This is a genomic window from Acidaminococcus hominis, assembly GCF_900291475.1.
GTDB classification, from domain to species: Bacteria; Bacillota; Negativicutes; order Acidaminococcales; family Acidaminococcaceae; genus Acidaminococcus; species Acidaminococcus hominis.
In genome coordinates this window covers 1,051,609-1,068,910 of the sequence record NZ_OLMM01000005.1, presented here as the reverse complement: position 1 = coordinate 1,068,910, position 17,302 = coordinate 1,051,609, and the positions used below count along the sequence as shown (strand labels likewise).

At 56.5% G+C, this 17,302-nt stretch carries 17 protein-coding genes and 1 riboswitch; of the genes, 5 read left to right on the top strand and 12 right to left on the bottom strand.

Annotation, left to right across the window (positions count from 1 at the left end):
• Nucleotides 1–129: 129 nt before the first annotated feature.
• The 11 genes from glmM to C7E10_RS11440 are packed head-to-tail and all read right to left on the bottom strand — an operon-like array spanning nt 130 to nt 9,504.
• Complete coding sequence (gene glmM / locus C7E10_RS11490; RefSeq protein ID WP_105327397.1) at nt 130–1,473, bottom strand: phosphoglucosamine mutase; 1,344 nt, start codon at nt 1,471–1,473, stop codon at nt 130–132.
• 29 nt (nt 1,474–1,502) lie between these two features.
• Nucleotides 1,503–2,135 (bottom strand): bifunctional phosphoribosyl-AMP cyclohydrolase/phosphoribosyl-ATP diphosphatase HisIE, encoded by a 633-nt coding sequence (gene hisIE, locus C7E10_RS11485; RefSeq protein ID WP_105327396.1) that lies wholly within the window; start codon nt 2,133–2,135, stop codon nt 1,503–1,505.
• Entirely contained in the window at nt 2,132–2,890 is a 759-nt protein-coding gene (gene hisF / locus C7E10_RS11480) for an imidazole glycerol phosphate synthase subunit HisF (protein ID WP_105327395.1), read from the bottom strand. Before hisF ends, hisIE begins: the two co-directional genes overlap by 4 nt.
• A 2-nt stretch (nt 2,891–2,892) precedes the next feature.
• The gene (hisA, locus tag C7E10_RS11475) at nt 2,893–3,621 is read right to left on the bottom strand and encodes a 1-(5-phosphoribosyl)-5-[(5-phosphoribosylamino)methylideneamino]imidazole-4-carboxamide isomerase (RefSeq protein WP_105327394.1); all 729 of its coding nucleotides are present in this window, start codon (nt 3,619–3,621) and stop codon (nt 2,893–2,895) included.
• Complete coding sequence (gene hisH, locus C7E10_RS11470) at nt 3,618–4,229, bottom strand: imidazole glycerol phosphate synthase subunit HisH (protein ID WP_231086151.1); 612 nt, start codon at nt 4,227–4,229, stop codon at nt 3,618–3,620. Before hisH ends, hisA begins: the two co-directional genes overlap by 4 nt.
• Nucleotides 4,226–4,813, bottom strand: a complete 588-nt coding sequence (gene hisB, locus C7E10_RS11465) for an imidazoleglycerol-phosphate dehydratase HisB (RefSeq protein WP_353937266.1) — start codon at nt 4,811–4,813, stop codon at nt 4,226–4,228. The genes hisH and hisB overlap by 4 nt, the downstream gene beginning before the upstream one ends.
• Nucleotides 4,814–5,977, bottom strand: a complete 1,164-nt coding sequence (locus C7E10_RS11460; protein WP_105327391.1) for a pyridoxal phosphate-dependent aminotransferase — start codon at nt 5,975–5,977, stop codon at nt 4,814–4,816.
• A 42-nt stretch (nt 5,978–6,019) separates the two neighbouring features.
• Nucleotides 6,020–7,369, bottom strand: coding sequence for a histidinol dehydrogenase (hisD, locus tag C7E10_RS11455; RefSeq protein ID WP_105327390.1), 1,350 nt, complete (start codon nt 7,367–7,369; stop codon nt 6,020–6,022).
• Nucleotides 7,370–8,014, bottom strand: a complete 645-nt coding sequence (gene hisG, locus C7E10_RS11450) for an ATP phosphoribosyltransferase (RefSeq protein ID WP_105327389.1) — start codon at nt 8,012–8,014, stop codon at nt 7,370–7,372.
• Between the two features lie 12 nt (nt 8,015–8,026).
• The gene (gene hisZ, locus C7E10_RS11445) at nt 8,027–9,199 is read right to left on the bottom strand and encodes an ATP phosphoribosyltransferase regulatory subunit (RefSeq protein ID WP_105327388.1); all 1,173 of its coding nucleotides are present in this window, start codon (nt 9,197–9,199) and stop codon (nt 8,027–8,029) included.
• Nucleotides 9,196–9,504, bottom strand: a complete 309-nt coding sequence (locus C7E10_RS11440) for a YerC/YecD family TrpR-related protein (protein ID WP_255668088.1) — start codon at nt 9,502–9,504, stop codon at nt 9,196–9,198. The genes hisZ and C7E10_RS11440 overlap by 4 nt, the downstream gene beginning before the upstream one ends.
• 223 nt (nt 9,505–9,727) lie before the next feature.
• A riboswitch (SAM riboswitch) is annotated at nt 9,728–9,828 on the top strand.
• A 73-nt stretch (nt 9,829–9,901) separates the two neighbouring features.
• Here C7E10_RS11440 and C7E10_RS11435 point away from each other — a divergent pair.
• The 5 genes from C7E10_RS11435 to C7E10_RS11415 all read left to right on the top strand — a co-directional run bounded on the left by C7E10_RS11435 (nt 9,902) and on the right by C7E10_RS11415 (nt 14,251).
• Nucleotides 9,902–10,942, top strand: coding sequence for a methionine ABC transporter ATP-binding protein (locus C7E10_RS11435; RefSeq protein ID WP_105327387.1), 1,041 nt, complete (start codon nt 9,902–9,904; stop codon nt 10,940–10,942).
• Nucleotides 10,932–11,594, top strand: a complete 663-nt coding sequence (locus C7E10_RS11430; RefSeq protein WP_105327386.1) for a methionine ABC transporter permease — start codon at nt 10,932–10,934, stop codon at nt 11,592–11,594. Before C7E10_RS11435 ends, C7E10_RS11430 begins: the two co-directional genes overlap by 11 nt.
• Before the next feature lie 157 nt (nt 11,595–11,751).
• On the top strand, nt 11,752–12,204 hold the full coding sequence (locus C7E10_RS11425; RefSeq protein ID WP_105327385.1) for a hypothetical protein: 453 nt from the start codon (nt 11,752–11,754) through the stop codon (nt 12,202–12,204).
• 92 nt (nt 12,205–12,296) lie between these two features.
• Nucleotides 12,297–13,388 (top strand): hypothetical protein, encoded by a 1,092-nt coding sequence (locus C7E10_RS11420; protein WP_231086155.1) that lies wholly within the window; start codon nt 12,297–12,299, stop codon nt 13,386–13,388.
• A 266-nt stretch (nt 13,389–13,654) separates the two neighbouring features.
• Complete coding sequence (locus C7E10_RS11415) at nt 13,655–14,251, top strand: hypothetical protein (RefSeq protein ID WP_105327384.1); 597 nt, start codon at nt 13,655–13,657, stop codon at nt 14,249–14,251.
• Nucleotides 14,252–14,546: 295 nt separating this feature from the next.
• On the opposite strand, the gene mgtA is transcribed toward C7E10_RS11415, so the two are convergent.
• Nucleotides 14,547–17,300, bottom strand: coding sequence for a magnesium-translocating P-type ATPase (gene mgtA / locus C7E10_RS11410; protein ID WP_105327383.1), 2,754 nt, complete (start codon nt 17,298–17,300; stop codon nt 14,547–14,549).
• Nucleotides 17,301–17,302: the final 2 nt, after the last annotated feature.

Below are 17,302 nucleotides of genomic sequence, written 5' to 3'. Positions count from 1 at the left end.
CAAATCTACTGGAGGCACAGAGGGGGCGCAGAAAGCGGGGAAGGCATAGGATATATGAAAAAAATGACTTGTGAGCGTTCTCGTTCACAAGTCATTTTTAGCTTACCTTGATTCCCCTACACCCTGCGCTTACGCCAGTTCTTTGCGTACCACTTCGGCAATGGCGTCGGTGATGGCGTCCAGTTCGGCCTGGTTGGGGCCCTGGGCCATGATGCGGATCAGGGGTTCGGTACCGGAGGCGCGGACCAGTACTTGGCCATCGTCACCCAGTTCCTCAGTATATTTCTTGACTACTTCGGCGATGGCCTGGTTTTCTTCCCAGCCGTTTTTGTCCTTGACGCGGACGTTCAGCAGGGTCTGGGGATACTTGACCATCAGGCTGCCCAGCTGGGACAGGGTCTGGTTATGGCGGACCAGGGAGCTCAGAAGCTTCACGGCGGTCATCATGCCGTCGCCGGTCCGGGCCAGGTCGCCAAAGATGATGTGGCCGGATTGTTCGCCGCCCAGTTTGTAGTCGTGTTTCAGCATTTCTTCCAGGACGTAGCGGTCGCCTACTCCGGTTTTCACGGTGCTGCCGCCATGTTCTTTCATGGCTTTTTGCAGGCCTACGTTGCTCATGACGGTGGTTACCAGGACGTTGTCCTTGAGTTTGCCGCGCTTAAGCAGGTCCAGGGCACAGATCAGCATAATCTGGTCGCCGTCCAGTACCTGGCCGTTTTCGTCCACTGCCAGGCAGCGATCTGCGTCACCGTCGTTGGCAATGCCCACGTCGGCGCCTTCTTCCAAGACTTTTTGCTGGAGGGCTTCCAGATGGGTGGAGCCGCAGCCGTTATTGATGTTGATGCCGTTGGGGTTATTGAAGATGGGAATAACCTGGGCGCCCAACAGGCGCAGGATCATAGGAGCGATTTCGCTGTTGGCGCCGTTGGCGCAGTCCATGACCACTTTCAGGCCGTTGAGCTTGCAGTCGGCGCTTTTTACCACGTGCTGCACGTACAGGTTACTCTTGTCTTCTTCGGTGTACACTCTGCCCAGGGAGGACCCGGTCAGGGTATTGTCGTAGTCGATGGGACGGTTGACAATGGCTTCGATTTCATCTTCTACTGCATCGGGCAGCTTGAAGCCGCTGTGGGCAAAGAATTTGATGCCGTTGTCCTCAAAGGGGTTGTGGGAGGCGGAGATGACTACGCCTGCGTTGGCCCCCAGGGGTTCCGTCAGGAAGGAAACAGCCGGGGTGGGAATCACGCCCAAAAGGTGGGCGTTGCCCCCTGCGGAGCAGATGCCTGCTGCCAGGGCAGCTTCCAGCATGGTGCCGGACAGGCGGGTATCTCGTCCGATGATAATTTTGGGGCTTTTTACTTCCCGCCCGAAATATTGTGCAGCTGCACGTCCTAATTTATATGCCAGTTCTGCGTTCAGGACCTTGCCATTGGCAACGCCGCGGACGCCGTCCGTACCAAACAATCTAGCCATTTAACAGCCTCCAGCCTAGAGATTTGCTGTTATTCCTTTTTCCCGCCCATTTCCGCCAGCATTTGTTCCGAGGTAATGTTGTGGAAGGCCAACAGCACTAAGCAATGATACCATAAATCGCCCATCTCGTAAACAACCTGGTCACGGCTGTCGTTTTTGGAGGCTAGGAGGGTCCGGGTGCATTCTTCACCCAGTTTCTTCAGAATCCAGTCCTGCTGGCCCTGGGCCGGTTTGTCCGGGGTCCGGGCCAGTTGTTTTTGCTGAATCAGGGCATACATCTGGTCCAGCACCTGGGGCAGGTTCTTTTCGGTGACCGGCAGGCTTTCGCCGGAGCCGCTGTTCCACAGGGGGTTAAAGAAGCAGGAGTAGCTGCCGGTATGGCAGGCGGCGCCCTTTTGCTCCACCTTCACCAGCAGGGTATCCCCGTCGCAGTCGTAGGTAATGCTGAGCACCCGCTGTGTATGACCGCTAGTGGCGCCCTTGTTCCACAGTTCCTGCCGGCTGCGGCTCCAGAACCAGGTATAGCCGGTTTCTACGGTCCGGGCCAGGGATTCTCCGTTCATATAGGCCAGCATCAGCACCTGGTTGGTCTTGTAGTCCTGAACAATGGCAGGAATCAGTCCCCGGTCGTCAAACTTCAAATGACTTACATCAATTTTCATAGTCTAACTTCCACTCCTTTGCTGCGCAAATATTCCTTCACCTGCCGCACCGTAAAGGTCCCGTAATGGAACACGGAGGCAGCCAGGGCAGCGTCAGCACCGCCGGCAGTGAGCACCTTGTAAAAGTCGTCCAGGGAGCCGGCCCCGCCGGAAGCAATTACCGGGACGGGAACGGCGTCGGCCACGGCCCGGGTCAGGGGGATATCAAAGCCGTCCTTGGTGCCGTCGGCGTCCATGCTGGTGAGAAGTATCTCCCCAGCGCCCAGGTCCACTGCCCGTTTCACCCATTCCAGCACGTCCAGGCCCGTAGGGGTATGGCCCCCATGGATGTAGACTTCCCAGGAGTTTTCGCCGCGTTTTTTGGCATCTACGGCCAGTACCACGCATTGGTTGCCGAAGGCTTCGGCCCCCTGCCGGATTAGGTCCGGATTTTTGACCGCAGCGCTGTTCAGGGAAGTTTTGTCCGCACCGGCCATGAGTACGGCCCGCATATCCTCAATAGAGGTAATGCCGCCGCCAACGGTCAGGGGCATGAACACTTCCCGGGCAGTGCGCTCGATGACGTCCACCATGGATTTGCGTTTTTCCAGGGAGGCGGTGATATCCAAAAATACCAGCTCGTCCGCCTGTTCCTTTTCGTACAGGGAAGCCAGTTCCACCGGGTCCCCTGCGTCTCTGAGACTAACAAAATTTGTGCCCTTTACCACCCTGCCGTCTTTTACGTCCAGGCAGGGAATGATCCGTTTCGTATGCATGCTCAGGCCTCCTTTGCGATTGCCACAGCCTGGCGAAGGTCAATGGCGCCAGTATATAACGCCTTACCTATAATACACCCTTCTATGCCTGCTGCTTCTCTTTTTTTTAGTTCCCGCAAATCTTCCAGGCTGCCCACCCCGCCGGAAGCGGTAACAGGCAGGCCGGATGCCTTAGCAATCTGCACGGTGGCTTCCACGTTGACGCCGGTAAGCATGCCGTCCCGGGCAATGTCCGTAAAGATGATGCGGCTGACGCCGGCGTCTGCCATGGCCTTGGCCAGGTCTTCGGCCCGCATATGGCCGCTGGCTTCCCAGCCTTCCACGGCTACGATGCCGGCCTTGGCGTCAATACCGGCCACAATCCGGCCGGGATACTTGGCGCAGGCTTCCTTTACAAGGGCCGGGTTCTTGACGGCCACGGAGCCCAGGATCACCTGGTGAACGCCCCGGGAGAGCAGTCGGTCAATATGTTCCAGGGTGCGGATGCCGCCGCCCACCTCAATGGGAATCTTCCCCTGGGCGATAATGGCGTCGATGGAGGCCAGGTTCTTGCTTTCTCCGGCCAGGGCGCCGTCCAGATCCACCACGTGGATGCAGGAGGCTCCCAGCTTGGCCCATTTGGCGGCCATTTCACCGGGGTTATTGCTGTAGATGGTTTCCTTGGAAAAATCGCCCTTTACCAGGCGGACGCAGTTGCCGCCCCTTAGGTCGATGGCAGGATAAATGTTCATAATTTCCACTCCTTAAAGGCTTTCAGCATGGCAAGACCCGCAAAAGAAGATTTTTCCGGGTGGAACTGGAAGGCCTGGACACTGCCCTTCCCTACAGAAGCCGTAATCTGGGCGCCGTAATCGCACACGGCGGTAATGATGCTGGGGTCCTCGGGCACTGCATGGTAGCTGTGGACGAAGTACACGTACTGGCCGTCTGCTTCCGTCAGGAGAGGAGAAGGATTCACTACCTGAATCTGGTTCCAGCCCATGTGGGGAATCTTAAAGGGGGTGACGATTTTCTTCACCTGGCCCTTGAAAAAGCCCAGGCCCTTGACGCCGGGGGCTTCCTCGCTGCCTTCAAACAGCAGCTGCTCGCCCAGGCAGATGCCCAAAAAGGGCTTGCCGCTGTGGAGGGCTTCCTGGATCACCGGCACCAGACCCCGGTTTTCCAGGGTGTGCATGCAGTCCCCAAAGGAGCCTACGCCCGGGAGGATTACCCGCTGGGCGTCCGCAATGACCTTGGGGTCCGAAGAAATCACGGGTTTTGCGCCGACCTTTACCAGGCCGTTATATACTGAGTGCAGGTTGCCCCTGCCGTAATCGATGATGACCACTTGCTCGCTCATAATGCCCCCTTGCTGCTCATGACCCCGTGGACCCGGGGATCCTTGGCCACGGCTTCTGCCACGGCCCGAGCAAATCCTTTAAAAATGGCTTCCAGCATATGGTGGGTGTTCTTGCCGTAGGGCACGTTCACGTGGAGGGTCAGGCCGCTTTCCACGGCTACGGCCCGGAAGAACTCCTCTCCCATTTCGGTATCGAAATTGCCCAGCTTGACCCGGGGAATCTCGGCGTTCCACACCAGGAACGGGCGGCCGCTGAAGTCCAGGGCTACCTGGGCCAGGGTTTCGTCCATGGGCAGCAGGCAGCTGCCGTAGCGGTGGATGCCCGCCTTGTCCCCCAGGGCCTGGCGCAGGGCCTTGCCCAGGGAGAGGCCTACGTCCTCCACGGTGTGGTGGGAATCTACTTCCAGGTCCCCGTGGGCCTCAATGCGCAGGTCCATAAAGGAATGGACCGCCAAAAGGGTCAGCATATGGTCAAAAAAGCCAATGCCTGTAGAAATATCTGCTTTCCCGGAGCCGTCCAGGTTCACCTGGACCTTCACCTGGGTTTCTTTGGTACTGCGTTCCACCAAACCTTCCCGCATGATTTATGCCTCCCCTTGGGCCAAAATGGCTTTGACGCCTGCAATAATTTCCGGATTTTCCTGGGCGGTGCCAATGGAAATCCGCAGGCCTCCCGGCAGCTGGTCCTTTTGGGAGAAGTCCCGGATGAGGATTTTCCGTTTCAATAACTGCTTGAACAGGTAGGAGCCAGCGGCCTTGGCTTTGGCAGCGGGTTCTGCACCGCTTTTGCCAGCCTGGGCAGCCAGGTTGTCCAGTACCTTGCCCTGGGGCAGCACCAGAATGAAGTTGGTGGCAGAGGGCAGGACCTTAAAGCCCAGGGCGGTAAACTGCTCCCGCAGGTATTCCCGGCCCTTGACCACGGCCCGCACCCGCTGGGCCAGCACTTCCGGCTTGGCATAGACCAGGCCGGCGGTCAGGATGGACACGCCGTTTACCGTATAGGGCAGCAGCACTTTCTTGAGTACCCGCATCACTGCCGGGCTCCCAATGCCGTAGCCAATCCGCAGGTTGGCCAGGCCGTAGGCTTTGGAGAAGGTGCGCAGCACCAGCAGGTTGTCCACTTCCTTGGTGAGCTCCAAGGTGGAGTTGGCCAGCACCTGGCCGTCTTCCTTGGAAAATTCCAGGTAGGCTTCGTCCATAATCACCAGGCAGTCCACATTGCGGATGATTTTTTCCATGTCGCTGCGGGGGTTAAAGTTCCCGGTGGGGTTATTGGGGTTGCAGATGATCAGCGCATTGGGCTTTTCCTTTTGGCAGAAGGCGATGACCGCGTCCGGGTCAATGAAGCCTTCCGGGGTCAGGGCAAAGGCGATGGGCTCTGCGTCCCCCAGTACGGCGTAGGTTTCGTACATGGAAAAGGACGGGGACGGATAGGCAATTTTCGTGCCGGCACCGCCAAAGGCAAAGCAGGCTTTTTCCAACAGTTCGCTGGAACCGTTGCCAATGACCACCGTGGCCGGGTCTACGCCCAGGGCCTTGGCAATCTGCTCAGACAATTCTTCCCCGTGCATGGTAGGGTACCGGTTAAAGGCGTTTTCGCTGATCCGGGTCTGGAGCTCTACCCGGAGCTCCGGGGTCAGGTCCCAGTTGGTTTCGTTGGCGTTTACGATAATATCTGCATCAGGTACCGTTTCTACCTGATAATCTTCAAATTTGGACAAGCATGCCCGTGCCTTGATTTCCGTCATAATACTTCCTCCCAATATTTCTAAACTTTTTGAGCCAGGTTCTTACAGTTGTTTTTCCTTTCTGATGCGGATGGCATTGGCGTGTGCCTGGAGCCCTTCGGCTTCGGCCATGGCAATAATGTCATCGGCGGCTTCAGAAAGCGCTTCCTTGGTATAGGAAATGATGCTGGTCTTTTTCATGAAGGTTTCCACATTCAGTACCGAATAGAATCTGGCAGTGCCGCCGGTGGGCAGAATGTGGTTGGGGCCGGCATAGTAGTCGCCCAGGGGTTCCGGAGAGTAGGCTCCCAGGAAGATGGCGCCGGCGTTGCGGATATAGGGTACCAGGGCAAAGGGTTCCTTGGTGTTGATTTCCATGTGTTCCGGGGCGGACAGGTTAGCCATTTCCACCACGGTTTCCATATCCTTGGCCAGGATGATCTTGCCTTGGGCGGCCAGGGACTGGGCGGCAATTTCCCGCCGGGGCAGCCGGGCCAGCTGGACTTCCACTTCTTCGGCTACCTGATTAGCCAGCTTTTCATCGTCGGTAATCAGGATGGCGCAGGCCAGGGGGTCGTGTTCGGCCTGGCTCAGCAGGTCCGCAGCCAGGTATTGGTAGTCGGCGGTTTTGTCGGCTACAATCAGGATTTCACTGGGGCCAGCCAGCATGTCGATATCCACGTGGCCGTAGACGGCTTTCTTGGCCAGGGTCACGAAGATGTTCCCAGGGCCGGTAATTTTTTCCACCTTGGGCACGGTTTCCGTCCCAAAGGCCAGGGCCGCTACTGCCTGGGCGCCGCCCATTTTGTAGATTTCGGTGATGCCGATGGCTTTGGCGGTGGCCAGTACGTAGGGGTTCATTTTCCCATCCCGGCCAGCCGGGGCTGCCATGACAATCCGGGGCACGCCGGCTACCTTGGCAGGAACGGCGTTCATAATCACGGAGGAAGGATAGGCTGCGGTGCCGCCGGGCACGTAGATGCCCACGGAGTCCACCGGGGTCATTTTCTGGCCCAGGAAGGAGCCATAGGCCCGGGGGGTCAGCCAGGTTTTGGGCAGCTGTTCTTCGTGGAACTTGCGCACGTTGGCAATGGCCCGGTTGATGGCACCCATGGTCTTGGGGTCCACGGCCTTTTCGGCTTCGGCAAATTCGGCTTCGCTGACCTTGATTGTCTCAGGATTCAAGTCCGCCCCATCCAGCATTTTGGTGTAGGCGAACAGCTTGGCGTCCCCTTCCTTGCGGATGTCGTTTACGATCATATCCACTTCTTCTGCCGCCGTAAGAGGCCGGCCAAAGAGTTTTTCTACGGCAGCCTTGACTTTCGGGGACAGTTCTACTTCATCAAAGGATTTCTTTTCCAGTAAACGGCTGATCTCGGCCGCAGTGCTTTTTCTTTCATCCAATACTTTCATTTATTCTTCCTCCTTGAGTACGGTTTCCAGGTCTTCCACCAGTTTCTTGATCCGGTCATACTGCATTTTGAAGCTGACCTTATTGGCAATGAGCCGGGCGGAGCTGGGGTACACGGTAGCAATTTCCTTCAGTTTGTTTTCCCGGAGGGTGCGGCCGGTTTCGACAATATCCACAATCAGTTCGCTAAGGCCCACAATGGGGGCCAGCTCGATGGAGCCGTTGAGCTTGACGATTTCCATCTGCATGCCCAGCTTTTCGAAAAACTCGGAGGCAGAATGGGGGTATTTGGTGGCCACCCGCATATGGGCGTAGTCGGTCAGGTTGGGCAGCTGCTTGGCTTCGGGCACGGCCATCATCAAATGGCAGGCGCCGTAGCCCATATCCAGCAGTTCGTAGATATCTTTTTGTTCTTCCCGCAGCACGTCCTTGCCGATGATGCCGATATCGGCGGCCCCGTATTCCACGTAGGTGGGCAAGTCCACGGTTTTCACGATGATGAATTTTACTTTGGTTTCTTCATTGGTAATCACCAGTTTCCGGGAATTTTCCACCACGTTTTCGGCGGCGTAGCCTACCTTGGCCAGCAAGTCCACGGATTTGGCAAACAGTTTGCCCTTGGGCAATGCAATCGTTAAATAGTCCATTTCACAGCTCTCCTATCGTACGTATGCTACAGCTTCGCAGCGGTTAGCTGCACAGGCCTTGTCCGCTTCTTCCGGGGTCAGGGCGTCGGTGGCAACCTTCACGTTCTTGCCGTCTGCGCGCAGGGACATGGCTTTGGCAATGGCCTGCTGCTGATGACCGGGGGCCCAGGCTACGTAAATATCCCATTTGGATTCCTGGTTGAACTTGCCTTCCCGCTGGAGGCTGAGGATGATCCGGTCGATGCCCATGGCAAAGCCCGTGGCCGGTGCCGGAGCCCCGAAGTTCTCCATCATCTTGTCGTAGCGGCCGCCGCCGCAGATATTGAAACCGATATGGGGCGCATAAGCCTCAAACACCATGCCGGTATAGTAATCAAAGTCACGAATCAGGGACAGGTCAAAGGACAGGTAGTCCCCTACGCCGTAGGCGGAAGCCAGTTGGTAGATGGCTTTCAGGTTCCGCAGGGCTTCCTTGCTCTTTTCATTGGAAACCTGGCGTTCCAGCTGGTCCAAAAGGTCCACGCCGCCCTGGAGGTAGAGCAGCTCCCGGAACAGTTCCTTCACGGGCTTGCGGATGTAGGAATCCGCAGCTTCCTTCAGGCCCACGGCGTTGTGGCTCAGCACCATGTGCTTGACAAATTCGGCCCGGGTGCCGGTAAGCTCCGCTTCTTCCATGAGCCCTGCCAAAAAGCCGCTGTGGCCGACGCTCAGGAGAAAATCCGTCAGGCCGGCGGCCCTCAGGCTGCTGACGGCCAGGGCCAGGACTTCGGCGTCCGCCATGGGAGCCGCTGCCCCGATGAGCTCGATGCCTGCCTGGCTGAATTCGCATTGGCGGCCGGCCTGGGTCTGTTCGTGGCGGAACACGTTGGCAATGTAGAACAGCCGTTTGATGCCCTTGTCAGCCTTGAGCCGGGTGGCTACCATCCGGGCCAGCGGGGTGGTCATTTCCGTGCGCAGGATCATGGTGCGGCTTTCCCGGTCCATGAACTTCATGCTTTCTTCCGTAATGCCGGCGCCGCTTAGGGCAAAGGTGTCTGCGTATTCAAAGGTGGGGGTAATGGCTTCGTCATAGCCCCAGGACAGAAAATTGTCTGCAATCTGGTCCTCCATTTTCCGCTTCAGCCGGGCTTCTCCCGGCAGGATATCTTTGGTTCCATAGGGAATTCTCAAAATGTTGGTACTCATGCGTTTTCTTCTCCTTTGGTAATACGGGGAATGACGGTTTGGTAGCCGCCTGCCCCATAGTTTAAACAGCGATTAACCCGGGAAACGGTGGTGCTGCTGGCGCCCGTATCCTTGACAATCTTGGCATAATTTTCGCCGCGATGAAGACGCACCGCCACTTCCAGCCGCTGGCCCAGGGCCTTGAGCTCGTTGGGGGTGCAGATGTCTTCCAGGAAGGCCAGGCACATTTCCTTGTTCTCCAGGGTGAGGAACGCGTCAGCCAGCTGCAGAAGTTCTTTTTTGTTGTAACCTGCTTGAATAATCATGTTGGTACCCCTTTCTAGGTGTTTCCAGGTTTGGTTTATGAAATGGACCGAATGCCGATCTTGCTTTACCTCTTTACTGATTTAGTACTTTACTCCGATGAAGTAATAAAGTCAAGTATTTTTTCTAGTTTTTACCAAACTTTGACATTTTTCCACTTTGGAGGCTTTTTTTGCCAAAACACATTGACAAACTGTACATAACAGAGTATCATTTATCCACACGGATTCATCAAGAGTAACGGAGGGACTGGCCCGATGATGTTACGGCAACCATCACTTTGTGAACGGTGCTAAGTCCATCAGGTGCAGCCTGAAAGATGAAGATGATTAAGCCAAACGCATTCCTCTTCATATTGAGTGAAGAGGTTTTTTTATTGTATGGAGGTGGACATATTTTATGATAGAGCTGCAGCACATTGACAAGATCTATCACACGAGCTCCGGGGACCTGCACGCCCTGAAAGATATCAACTTGTCTATTAATGAAGGTGAAATTTTCGGCATCATCGGTTTGTCCGGGGCCGGCAAAAGCACCCTGGTCCGCTGCATCAACCGGCTGGAGGAACCCACCAGCGGCAAGGTGATTGTGGACGGCCAGGACATTACGGCCATGAGCCCGGTGGAACTGCGGAAAGCCCGGCAGAACATCGGCATGATTTTCCAGCATTTTAACCTGCTGAGCAGCCGGACCGTTTACGGCAACATTGCCTTCCCCCTGGAAATCCAAGGGCTGGACAAGGCTGCCATCAAAAAGAAGGTGGATCCCCTGCTGGAACTGGTGGGCCTCACCGACCGGGCGGACCATTATCCGTCCCAGCTGTCCGGCGGCCAGAAGCAGCGGGTAGGCATTGCCCGGGCCCTGTCTTCCGACCCTACGGTGCTGCTGTGCGATGAAGCCACCTCCGCCCTGGACCCCCAAACCACGGAATCCATTCTGGACCTGCTCCGGAACATCAACAAGCGGCTGCACATTACCATCGTGATGATTACCCACCAGATGAATGTGGTGAAGGAAATCTGCGACCGGGTTGCCGTTATTGAAAACGGGGAAATCATTGAAGAAGGCACCATGTTCGACCTGTTCACCAATCCCCAGAAGGCCACCACCAAGGAATTTGTGGCCAGCATCCAGCACAACGACCTGCCGGATTTCGTAAAACAGATGAACATCCAAAAGGTCTACCAGCCGGGAAACAAGGCGCTGGTCAGCTTGTCCTTTATTGGGGAAAGCGCCGGAGAACCGGTGATTTCCGTGCTGATCAAGCAGTTTGATATTGACGTGAACATCCTCACCGCCAACATTGAAAGCCTCCAGAACACCCCCTACGGGACGCTGCTGGTAGAGCTGGAAGGCGACGAGGTGCATATGAAGGAGGCCCTGGATTATCTCCAGGCCAAGCAGCAATTGAAGGTGGAGGTGATTGGCTATGTCTCCTAATATGATGAATCTGCTAATCAAGGCTCTGGGGGAAACCTGCTACATGGTGGTGGTTTCCGCCGCTCTGGCTACGTTGTTTGGGATTCCTTTGGGGGTTATCCTGACGGTGACCGGCAAGGGCCATATTATGGAAAACAAAGTGGTGAACCGGATTTTGGGCGCCATTGTCAACGCCACCCGTTCCACGCCTTTTATCATTTTGATGGTTGCCATTATTCCCCTGACCCGTATTATTGTCGGGTCTTCTATCGGGACCACCGCAGCCATTGTGCCCCTGACCATTTCCTGCACTCCGTTTATTTCCCGGATTATTGAGTCCTCCCTTTTGGAAGTGGACCACGGGGTTATTGAAGCAGCCCTGTCTGTAGGGGCCTCTCCCCTGCAAATCATCTGGAAGGTGCTGCTGCCGGAAGCCATGCACTCCATCGTGCTGGGGATTACCCTGGCCATCATCAGCCTGATCGGCAGCTCGGCTATGGCCGGCGCCCTGGGCGGCGGCGGTCTGGGGGACCTGGCCATCCGCTACGGGTATCAGCGGTTCCAGGCCGACACCATGCTGGCCACGGTTATCGTGCTGATTGCCCTGGTGCAGTTGGTGCAGTCCTGCGGCAACCGGTTCTCCAGCAAGCTGAACAAGAATAAAATTAAATAAGGATTGTAAGTAGGGATTTTTGGTGCACCAGCTGCGGCTGGTGCATTTTTTTGTGTTCCCCCTGCTCCCTTTTGGCAGCGATAAATCCCAGGAATTTTCTTGCAATTCTATGCTATAATAAAAATACACCTTATTCACATTTGAGGAGGCGAGACTTATGAAGAAATTCTTTTTGGTGCTGATGCTGCTGTGCTCGTTTGCAGTGCCGGGCTTTGCCAATTCCTTTGACCAGCAGCCCCAGCGCTTTGTCTGCGTGGATACGTCCCAAAAGGGCAGACGGTATGTGGACCTGGATTCGGTACAGGTGGTCCAGTACGCTCCCCCGGCCTACCAGCTTTCGGTGGTCACCTACACTTTGGACTATGTAAACCACAGCGGCTTCCAATACACCCAGCTGTACACCTACAATTACAAGGACCAGACCATGAAGCTGACCTTCAAGGCTGCCCTGCCCTGCGATGAGGAAGGCAAACTGTTAAACCAGGCCCCTGGCAAGGTGGACGGCACGGCCCTGGACATTCTGCCCTACAGTCAGGGCTACTACGTGGGAAACCTGATTTTCCACAAAGCCTACAATATGTATTTCAGCAAGAATTTCCCCGGAGCGTAAGGCCGGGACAAAGCGTTTTGCCAAATCTCTTGGTAAAACGCTTTTTTTCATGCTATACTAGGTTTTGACCATAATGAAAGGAGCGCAAACCCTTGGCGCTATTCCATAGAAAACGGCCTACCCGGCCCCAGCCCGTTGCTTTTGGGCAGGCCCGGCGGAAGCCTCCCAAGAAAAATCATTCCACCCTGTATTTTCTGCTGCTGACGGCCCTGGTGATTCTGGGGGTCATGGCCTACAACTACCGGGCGGACATCAAGATGCACATTATGCACTACAAGCCCCAGCCGGTGAAGACGGTAACCATTGCCAACACCAATCTGAACCTCCAGGAAATCAACACGCCGGAGCTGACCAGCTACGATGTGGACAAGATTCTCAGCTTCCACTACCGGGACGAGGTATTCTACCTGGCCCTGCGCAGCCAGGACGGGGAAAGCACCCATATTGACGCCTTTGACGTGAAAAACGGCAGCTTGTTCGCCCACCGTTCCTTCGGGGAAGACGGGGTGTTCACCATCCACGAAAAGATGATTCTCAGCGTCAACGTGGGCAGCAAAGGGGAAGTCTACTACGTGCGCAATGGCATCCATACCCTGAAGGACGGCAACGACATCATCAGCCTGAAGGGCAGCACCACTGCCACCCGGGTGGCCCTGCTCCCCGGAGACCAGCAGGCCTACCTGTACGGCAACGACAACTTTACCCTGGCGGATATCCATGACGGGTCCTTTGACAACAACCACCCGGCCTTCCTCCACAACCGGGCGAAGCCCTTTGCCGGGGGCCTGACCCTGGTGCGGATTGCCCCGGACGGCACGGTGTTTGGGGGCGGCCGGATCAAGACCAACGACTTTAATATCGTGGCCTCCTTCTCCCCCCAGGGCAAGCAGCTGCAAACCTACGGCAGCTACATCCAGACGGACAAGGATTCCATCTACAACCTGGTGGACCTGGCGGTACTGGACCATTACGTGGTGGTCATTGACGGCTTCACACTGAAGATTTGGAACCGTGACGGCCATTATTTGGGGGCGTTCAACAGTTCCAAGCTGCTGGATAACAACCTGAACTGCGCCAAGCTTACTGCCATGGACAGCAAAACCCTGGGTATCCTGGCCTACGTACGGAATCCCCAGACCAAGCTGATTGATATCAAGCTGTTTACTTTGCAGTTTCCCAATTGAAGAAGCGCTGAAAAGCGGTGTGAAAAAGCCTTGCGGACGCAAAAACGTCGGCAAGGCTTTTTGTGTGGGGACGGCTGGGTTGTGGGCTCTCGGGGTCTGCTTGGCTGTGAACCCCAGCCTTCACTCCCCACTCTCCTTTTTCCCAATAAAGGAATTTTCTCTCCTTTGTTGAATACCATAAGCATACGACTTTCGCTGGCTCCTCTGTTTTAGGCTGCTGGCGCTCTCTAGGCTACGCAAGTGCTCCCAAGTAAAGGAGGTTTTTCATGCGCAAATTTTTAGCGATTTTGTTCCTACTCTGTACCGTGAGTCTGGGGTTTGTTCCCCTGCCGGTTTGTTCTGCTGCCGGGGCTGCTGCGCCGGAATTGGTGCAGCTGACGGATATGTCTTTTCCTGAGTTTTTTCAGCTGCTAGAGGCTCACAGTGCGGCAAAGGGTACGGGGCTTACATTTGACAAACCGCCTGCTGAGCCCATTCCGGGGAAGCTGTACGACGCCTATGTTTTTGGGGCTGTGCGGAAGGGAGTTCCCGGCCAGCACGGGGTCTTCATCACAGCCTATGCCAACAAGGCCGGGTATGTTTCCAAGGTGGCCCTTGCGGTCCCTGTCAGCAATGGGGAAGCGCTTCAGGACGCCTACGCTGCGGAATATGCCCTATTGGGCGTAGTGGGTATCGAAGACACCAAGGCCAAGAGGCTCATGGGGTACCTGAAGGCCCGCCGGGTGCCCTTTGAGGTGGCGGTCTGGAACCATTGGGCGCAGCGCAACCTGGTCATTTCCCACGGTCCCGCGTCCATCTCGGACAAGGTATTTTATATTCGCCTGACGGCCTACGATAAAACTTTTCCGTCAGAAAACCGCTGACCACCAGTCTTCTTAACGCAAAAATGCCTTGTGAACGCAATTACCGCTCACAAGGCATTTTTTTCAGGCTGGCTATTTCCAGCCCACGCGGCCCCGCTCACCAGGAGGGGGGTCTTCTTGTTTTTTCAGGCACGATCGGTCAGTCATGACGCGGCGCTTTCGGAGTCAGGTTCCAGCAGACAATCTGCATAACGCAGACGACCACCGCAATGGCTCCCATGCCCAGCCAAAAAATCGGTTCAATATGCAGCATGGCGCTCCCCTCCCTTCTTCCAGGCTGTCTATAGGCTAAGCACTACAGCAGGGTGCCGTAATGCCGGATATACGCTTTCTTTACGCTGGTGGCCAGCAGCATATAGGCAATGACCACCAGGGCCAGGAAGTAGAAGTACTTTCCCGGCAGGGGCACGAAACCCAGGTCCCGGGCGATTCCCGTAAAGGGCAGAGCCGTCAGCACGGCAATGTCGGCGCAGGTGAGCGTGGTCAGGGTAGCCGACGCATGACTTTGCAGGAAGGGAATCTTGGGGGTGCGGATCATGTGGATAACCAGGGTCTGGGTCCACATGGATTCCACAAACCAGCCGGCCTGGAACATGGCTTCGTAGGCGTCCCGGACGGTGAGGCCGGCCATGGGGCCGGAGGTAAGCATCGCCGTAGTGGGAATCTGGTTGTAGGTCAGGCCGCCGGACACAAACTGGGGACAAATCACAAAGTACAGCACCAGATAGGTAATCCAGTCGAACACCGAACTGGTGGGCCCCATCCAGATCATGAAGCTGCCAATGGTGGAAGCGTCCCAGTTCCGGGGCACCTTGAGGAATTCCTCGTCCACGTTGTCCCAGGGAATGGCGATGCAGGAGATTTCGTACACCAGGTTCAAGATGATTAATTGCAGACTCATCATGGGCAGGAAGGGCAAAAGGGCACTGGCTGCCAGGACGGAGAACATGTTCCCGAAGTTGGAGGAGGCGGTCATCTTGATGTACTTGATCATGTTGGCGTAGGTCTTCCGGCCTTCCACAATCCCCTGCTCCAGCACCATAAGGCTCTTTTCCAGCAGGATGATGTCGGCGGATTCCTTGGCAATATCCACGGCGCTGTCCACGGAAATGCCAATATCGGCAATCTTCAGAGCCGGGGCGTCGTTGATGCCGTCCCCCATAAAGCCCACGGTATGACCGGCGGCCTGGAGGGCTTCCACTACCCGGGCTTTCTGGTCCGGGGACAGTTTGGCAAAGACGGTGGTGGTTTCGGCTTCCTTCTGGAGGGTGGCGTCGTCCATGTGTTCCAGGTCACTGCCCAGGAGGATGTGGTCCACCGGCAGGCCCACCTGGCGGCAGATGCACCGGGTGGTCTTTTCGTTATCCCCGGTGAGCACCTTGGTGGAAACCCCGTGGTCCTTCAGGGCCTTGATGGCGGCCATGGCGGTATCCTTAGGCGGATCCAGGAAGGCCAGGTAGCCCATGAAGATCATGTCCGTTTCGTCCTTGGCCCCAAAGGCGCCTACCGGAGAGGGGTCGTTCTTCCGGGCCAGGCCGATAACCCGCATGCCTTCGTCGTTGAGCCGGTCAGCCACGGCCAGGATGGTTTTGCGCAATTCGTCGGTCATGGGCACGTCTTCCGCGCCCTGCTCGGTATATTTGCAGATGGAAAGCATTTCTTCCACGGCCCCTTTGGTAATCATCCGGGTGCTGTGGTCGTGGCCCATTACCAGCACCGACAGGCGCCGGCGGGAGAAGTCAAAGGGAATCTCGTCCACCTTGGTGTAGGTTTCGGACAGGTCCTGGAGCTTGGGGTCTTCGGTTTCTTCCCGCTCCGTCCGGGCGATGATGGCCCGGTCCATAAAGTTCTTGTAGCCGGTCTGGAAGTAGCTGTTCAGGTACGCATAACGCAGCACCCGCTGGCTGGGCTTGCCAAAGGCATCCAGGTGGTATTCCAGGGCTACCCGGTCCTGGGTCAGGGTCCCTGTCTTATCCGTACACAGCACGTCCATGGCTCCAAAGCTCTGGATGGAGTTCAGGCTTTTCACCACGGTCTTTTTCTCGCTCATGGAAACGGCGCCCTTGGCCAGGCAGGTGGTAACAATCATGGGCAGCATTTCCGGGGTCAGGCCCACGGCTACGGAAATCCCAAACAGGAAGGCGTTGAGCCAGTCCCCTTTGGTCAGGCCGTTGACTACAAAGACGATGGGCACCATGGCCATCATAAAGCGGATCAGAATCCAGGATACGGCGTTGACGCCCTTGGTAAAGTTGGTTTCCGGAGCTTCCTGGGCCATGGAGCTGGCCAGACTGCCAAACAGGGTGTGGTCCCCGCTGCGGAGCACCAGGCCGGTGGCAGAACCGCTGATGACGTTGGTGCCCATAAAGGCTAGGTTGCTGAGCTCGGTCACGGCTTTGTCAGAAGTGGCAGCCACTGCCGGCACCTTTTCCTGGGGCGCGCTTTCCCCGGTAAGGGAGGCCTGGCTGACGAACAGGTCCTTGGCTTCCAAAATTCTCAGGTCCGCAGGAACCATGTCCCCGGCGGACAGGAATACCAGGTCCCCTACCACCACGTCTTCCAGGGGGATTTCCGTCTGGCCCTCCGGCTGGCGGATGACCGTGCAGGTGGTGGTAATCAGTTCCAGGAGCTTGGCGGCGGCGTCCCCGCTGCGGGTTTCCTGGATAAAGCGCAGGGACCCGGACAGGAGCACCAGCACGGTAATGATGATAACGGTGGCCGGGTTGTAGTCGTCCAGCCGGTTCTGCATGAGAGGCAGTATAATATCGGTGACCGCCGATACCCCGGCCAGCACAAACAGGATTACCGTAAAGGGGTTGATAAAGGCTTCGGCCAGGCGCACCCCCACGGACTTTTTCTTTTCCTGGGTAACCTTGTTTTCTCCATAGGTTTCCCGGTTCTTTTCCACCTGGTCGGCGGTGAGGCCCTGGGCTGAGCTTCCCAACTGCTGGAGCAGGGCTTCTGCGGTCAGGGCTGCTTCCTTTTGCAGGGCAGCCTGGGTAGCAGCAGCGGCTGCCTGATTTTTCTTTTCCATAGTGTTCTTGTTCATGG

Excerpts from the sequence above, each read along its gene's own strand:
- glmM (WP_105327397.1), bottom strand. The coding sequence starts at position 1,473 with ATGGCTAGATTGTTTGGTACGGACGGCGTCCGCGGCGTTGCCAATGGC.
- hisIE (WP_105327396.1), bottom strand. The coding sequence starts at position 2,135 with ATGAAAATTGATGTAAGTCATTTGAAGTTTGACGACCGGGGACTGATT.
- hisF (WP_105327395.1), bottom strand. The coding sequence starts at position 2,890 with ATGCATACGAAACGGATCATTCCCTGCCTGGACGTAAAAGACGGCAGG.
- hisA (WP_105327394.1), bottom strand. The coding sequence starts at position 3,621 with ATGAACATTTATCCTGCCATCGACCTAAGGGGCGGCAACTGCGTCCGC.
- hisH (WP_231086151.1), bottom strand. The coding sequence starts at position 4,229 with ATGAGCGAGCAAGTGGTCATCATCGATTACGGCAGGGGCAACCTGCAC.
- C7E10_RS11460 (WP_105327391.1), bottom strand. The coding sequence starts at position 5,977 with ATGACGGAAATCAAGGCACGGGCATGCTTGTCCAAATTTGAAGATTAT.
- hisD (WP_105327390.1), bottom strand. The coding sequence starts at position 7,369 with ATGAAAGTATTGGATGAAAGAAAAAGCACTGCGGCCGAGATCAGCCGT.
- hisG (WP_105327389.1), bottom strand. The coding sequence starts at position 8,014 with ATGGACTATTTAACGATTGCATTGCCCAAGGGCAAACTGTTTGCCAAA.
- hisZ (WP_105327388.1), bottom strand. The coding sequence starts at position 9,199 with ATGAGTACCAACATTTTGAGAATTCCCTATGGAACCAAAGATATCCTG.
- C7E10_RS11440 (WP_255668088.1), bottom strand. The coding sequence starts at position 9,504 with ATGATTATTCAAGCAGGTTACAACAAAAAAGAACTTCTGCAGCTGGCT.
- C7E10_RS11435 (WP_105327387.1), top strand. The coding sequence starts at position 9,902 with ATGATAGAGCTGCAGCACATTGACAAGATCTATCACACGAGCTCCGGG.
- C7E10_RS11430 (WP_105327386.1), top strand. The coding sequence starts at position 10,932 with ATGTCTCCTAATATGATGAATCTGCTAATCAAGGCTCTGGGGGAAACC.
- C7E10_RS11425 (WP_105327385.1), top strand. The coding sequence starts at position 11,752 with ATGAAGAAATTCTTTTTGGTGCTGATGCTGCTGTGCTCGTTTGCAGTG.
- C7E10_RS11415 (WP_105327384.1), top strand. The coding sequence starts at position 13,655 with ATGCGCAAATTTTTAGCGATTTTGTTCCTACTCTGTACCGTGAGTCTG.
- mgtA (WP_105327383.1), bottom strand. The coding sequence starts at position 17,300 with ATGAACAAGAACACTATGGAAAAGAAAAATCAGGCAGCCGCTGCTGCT.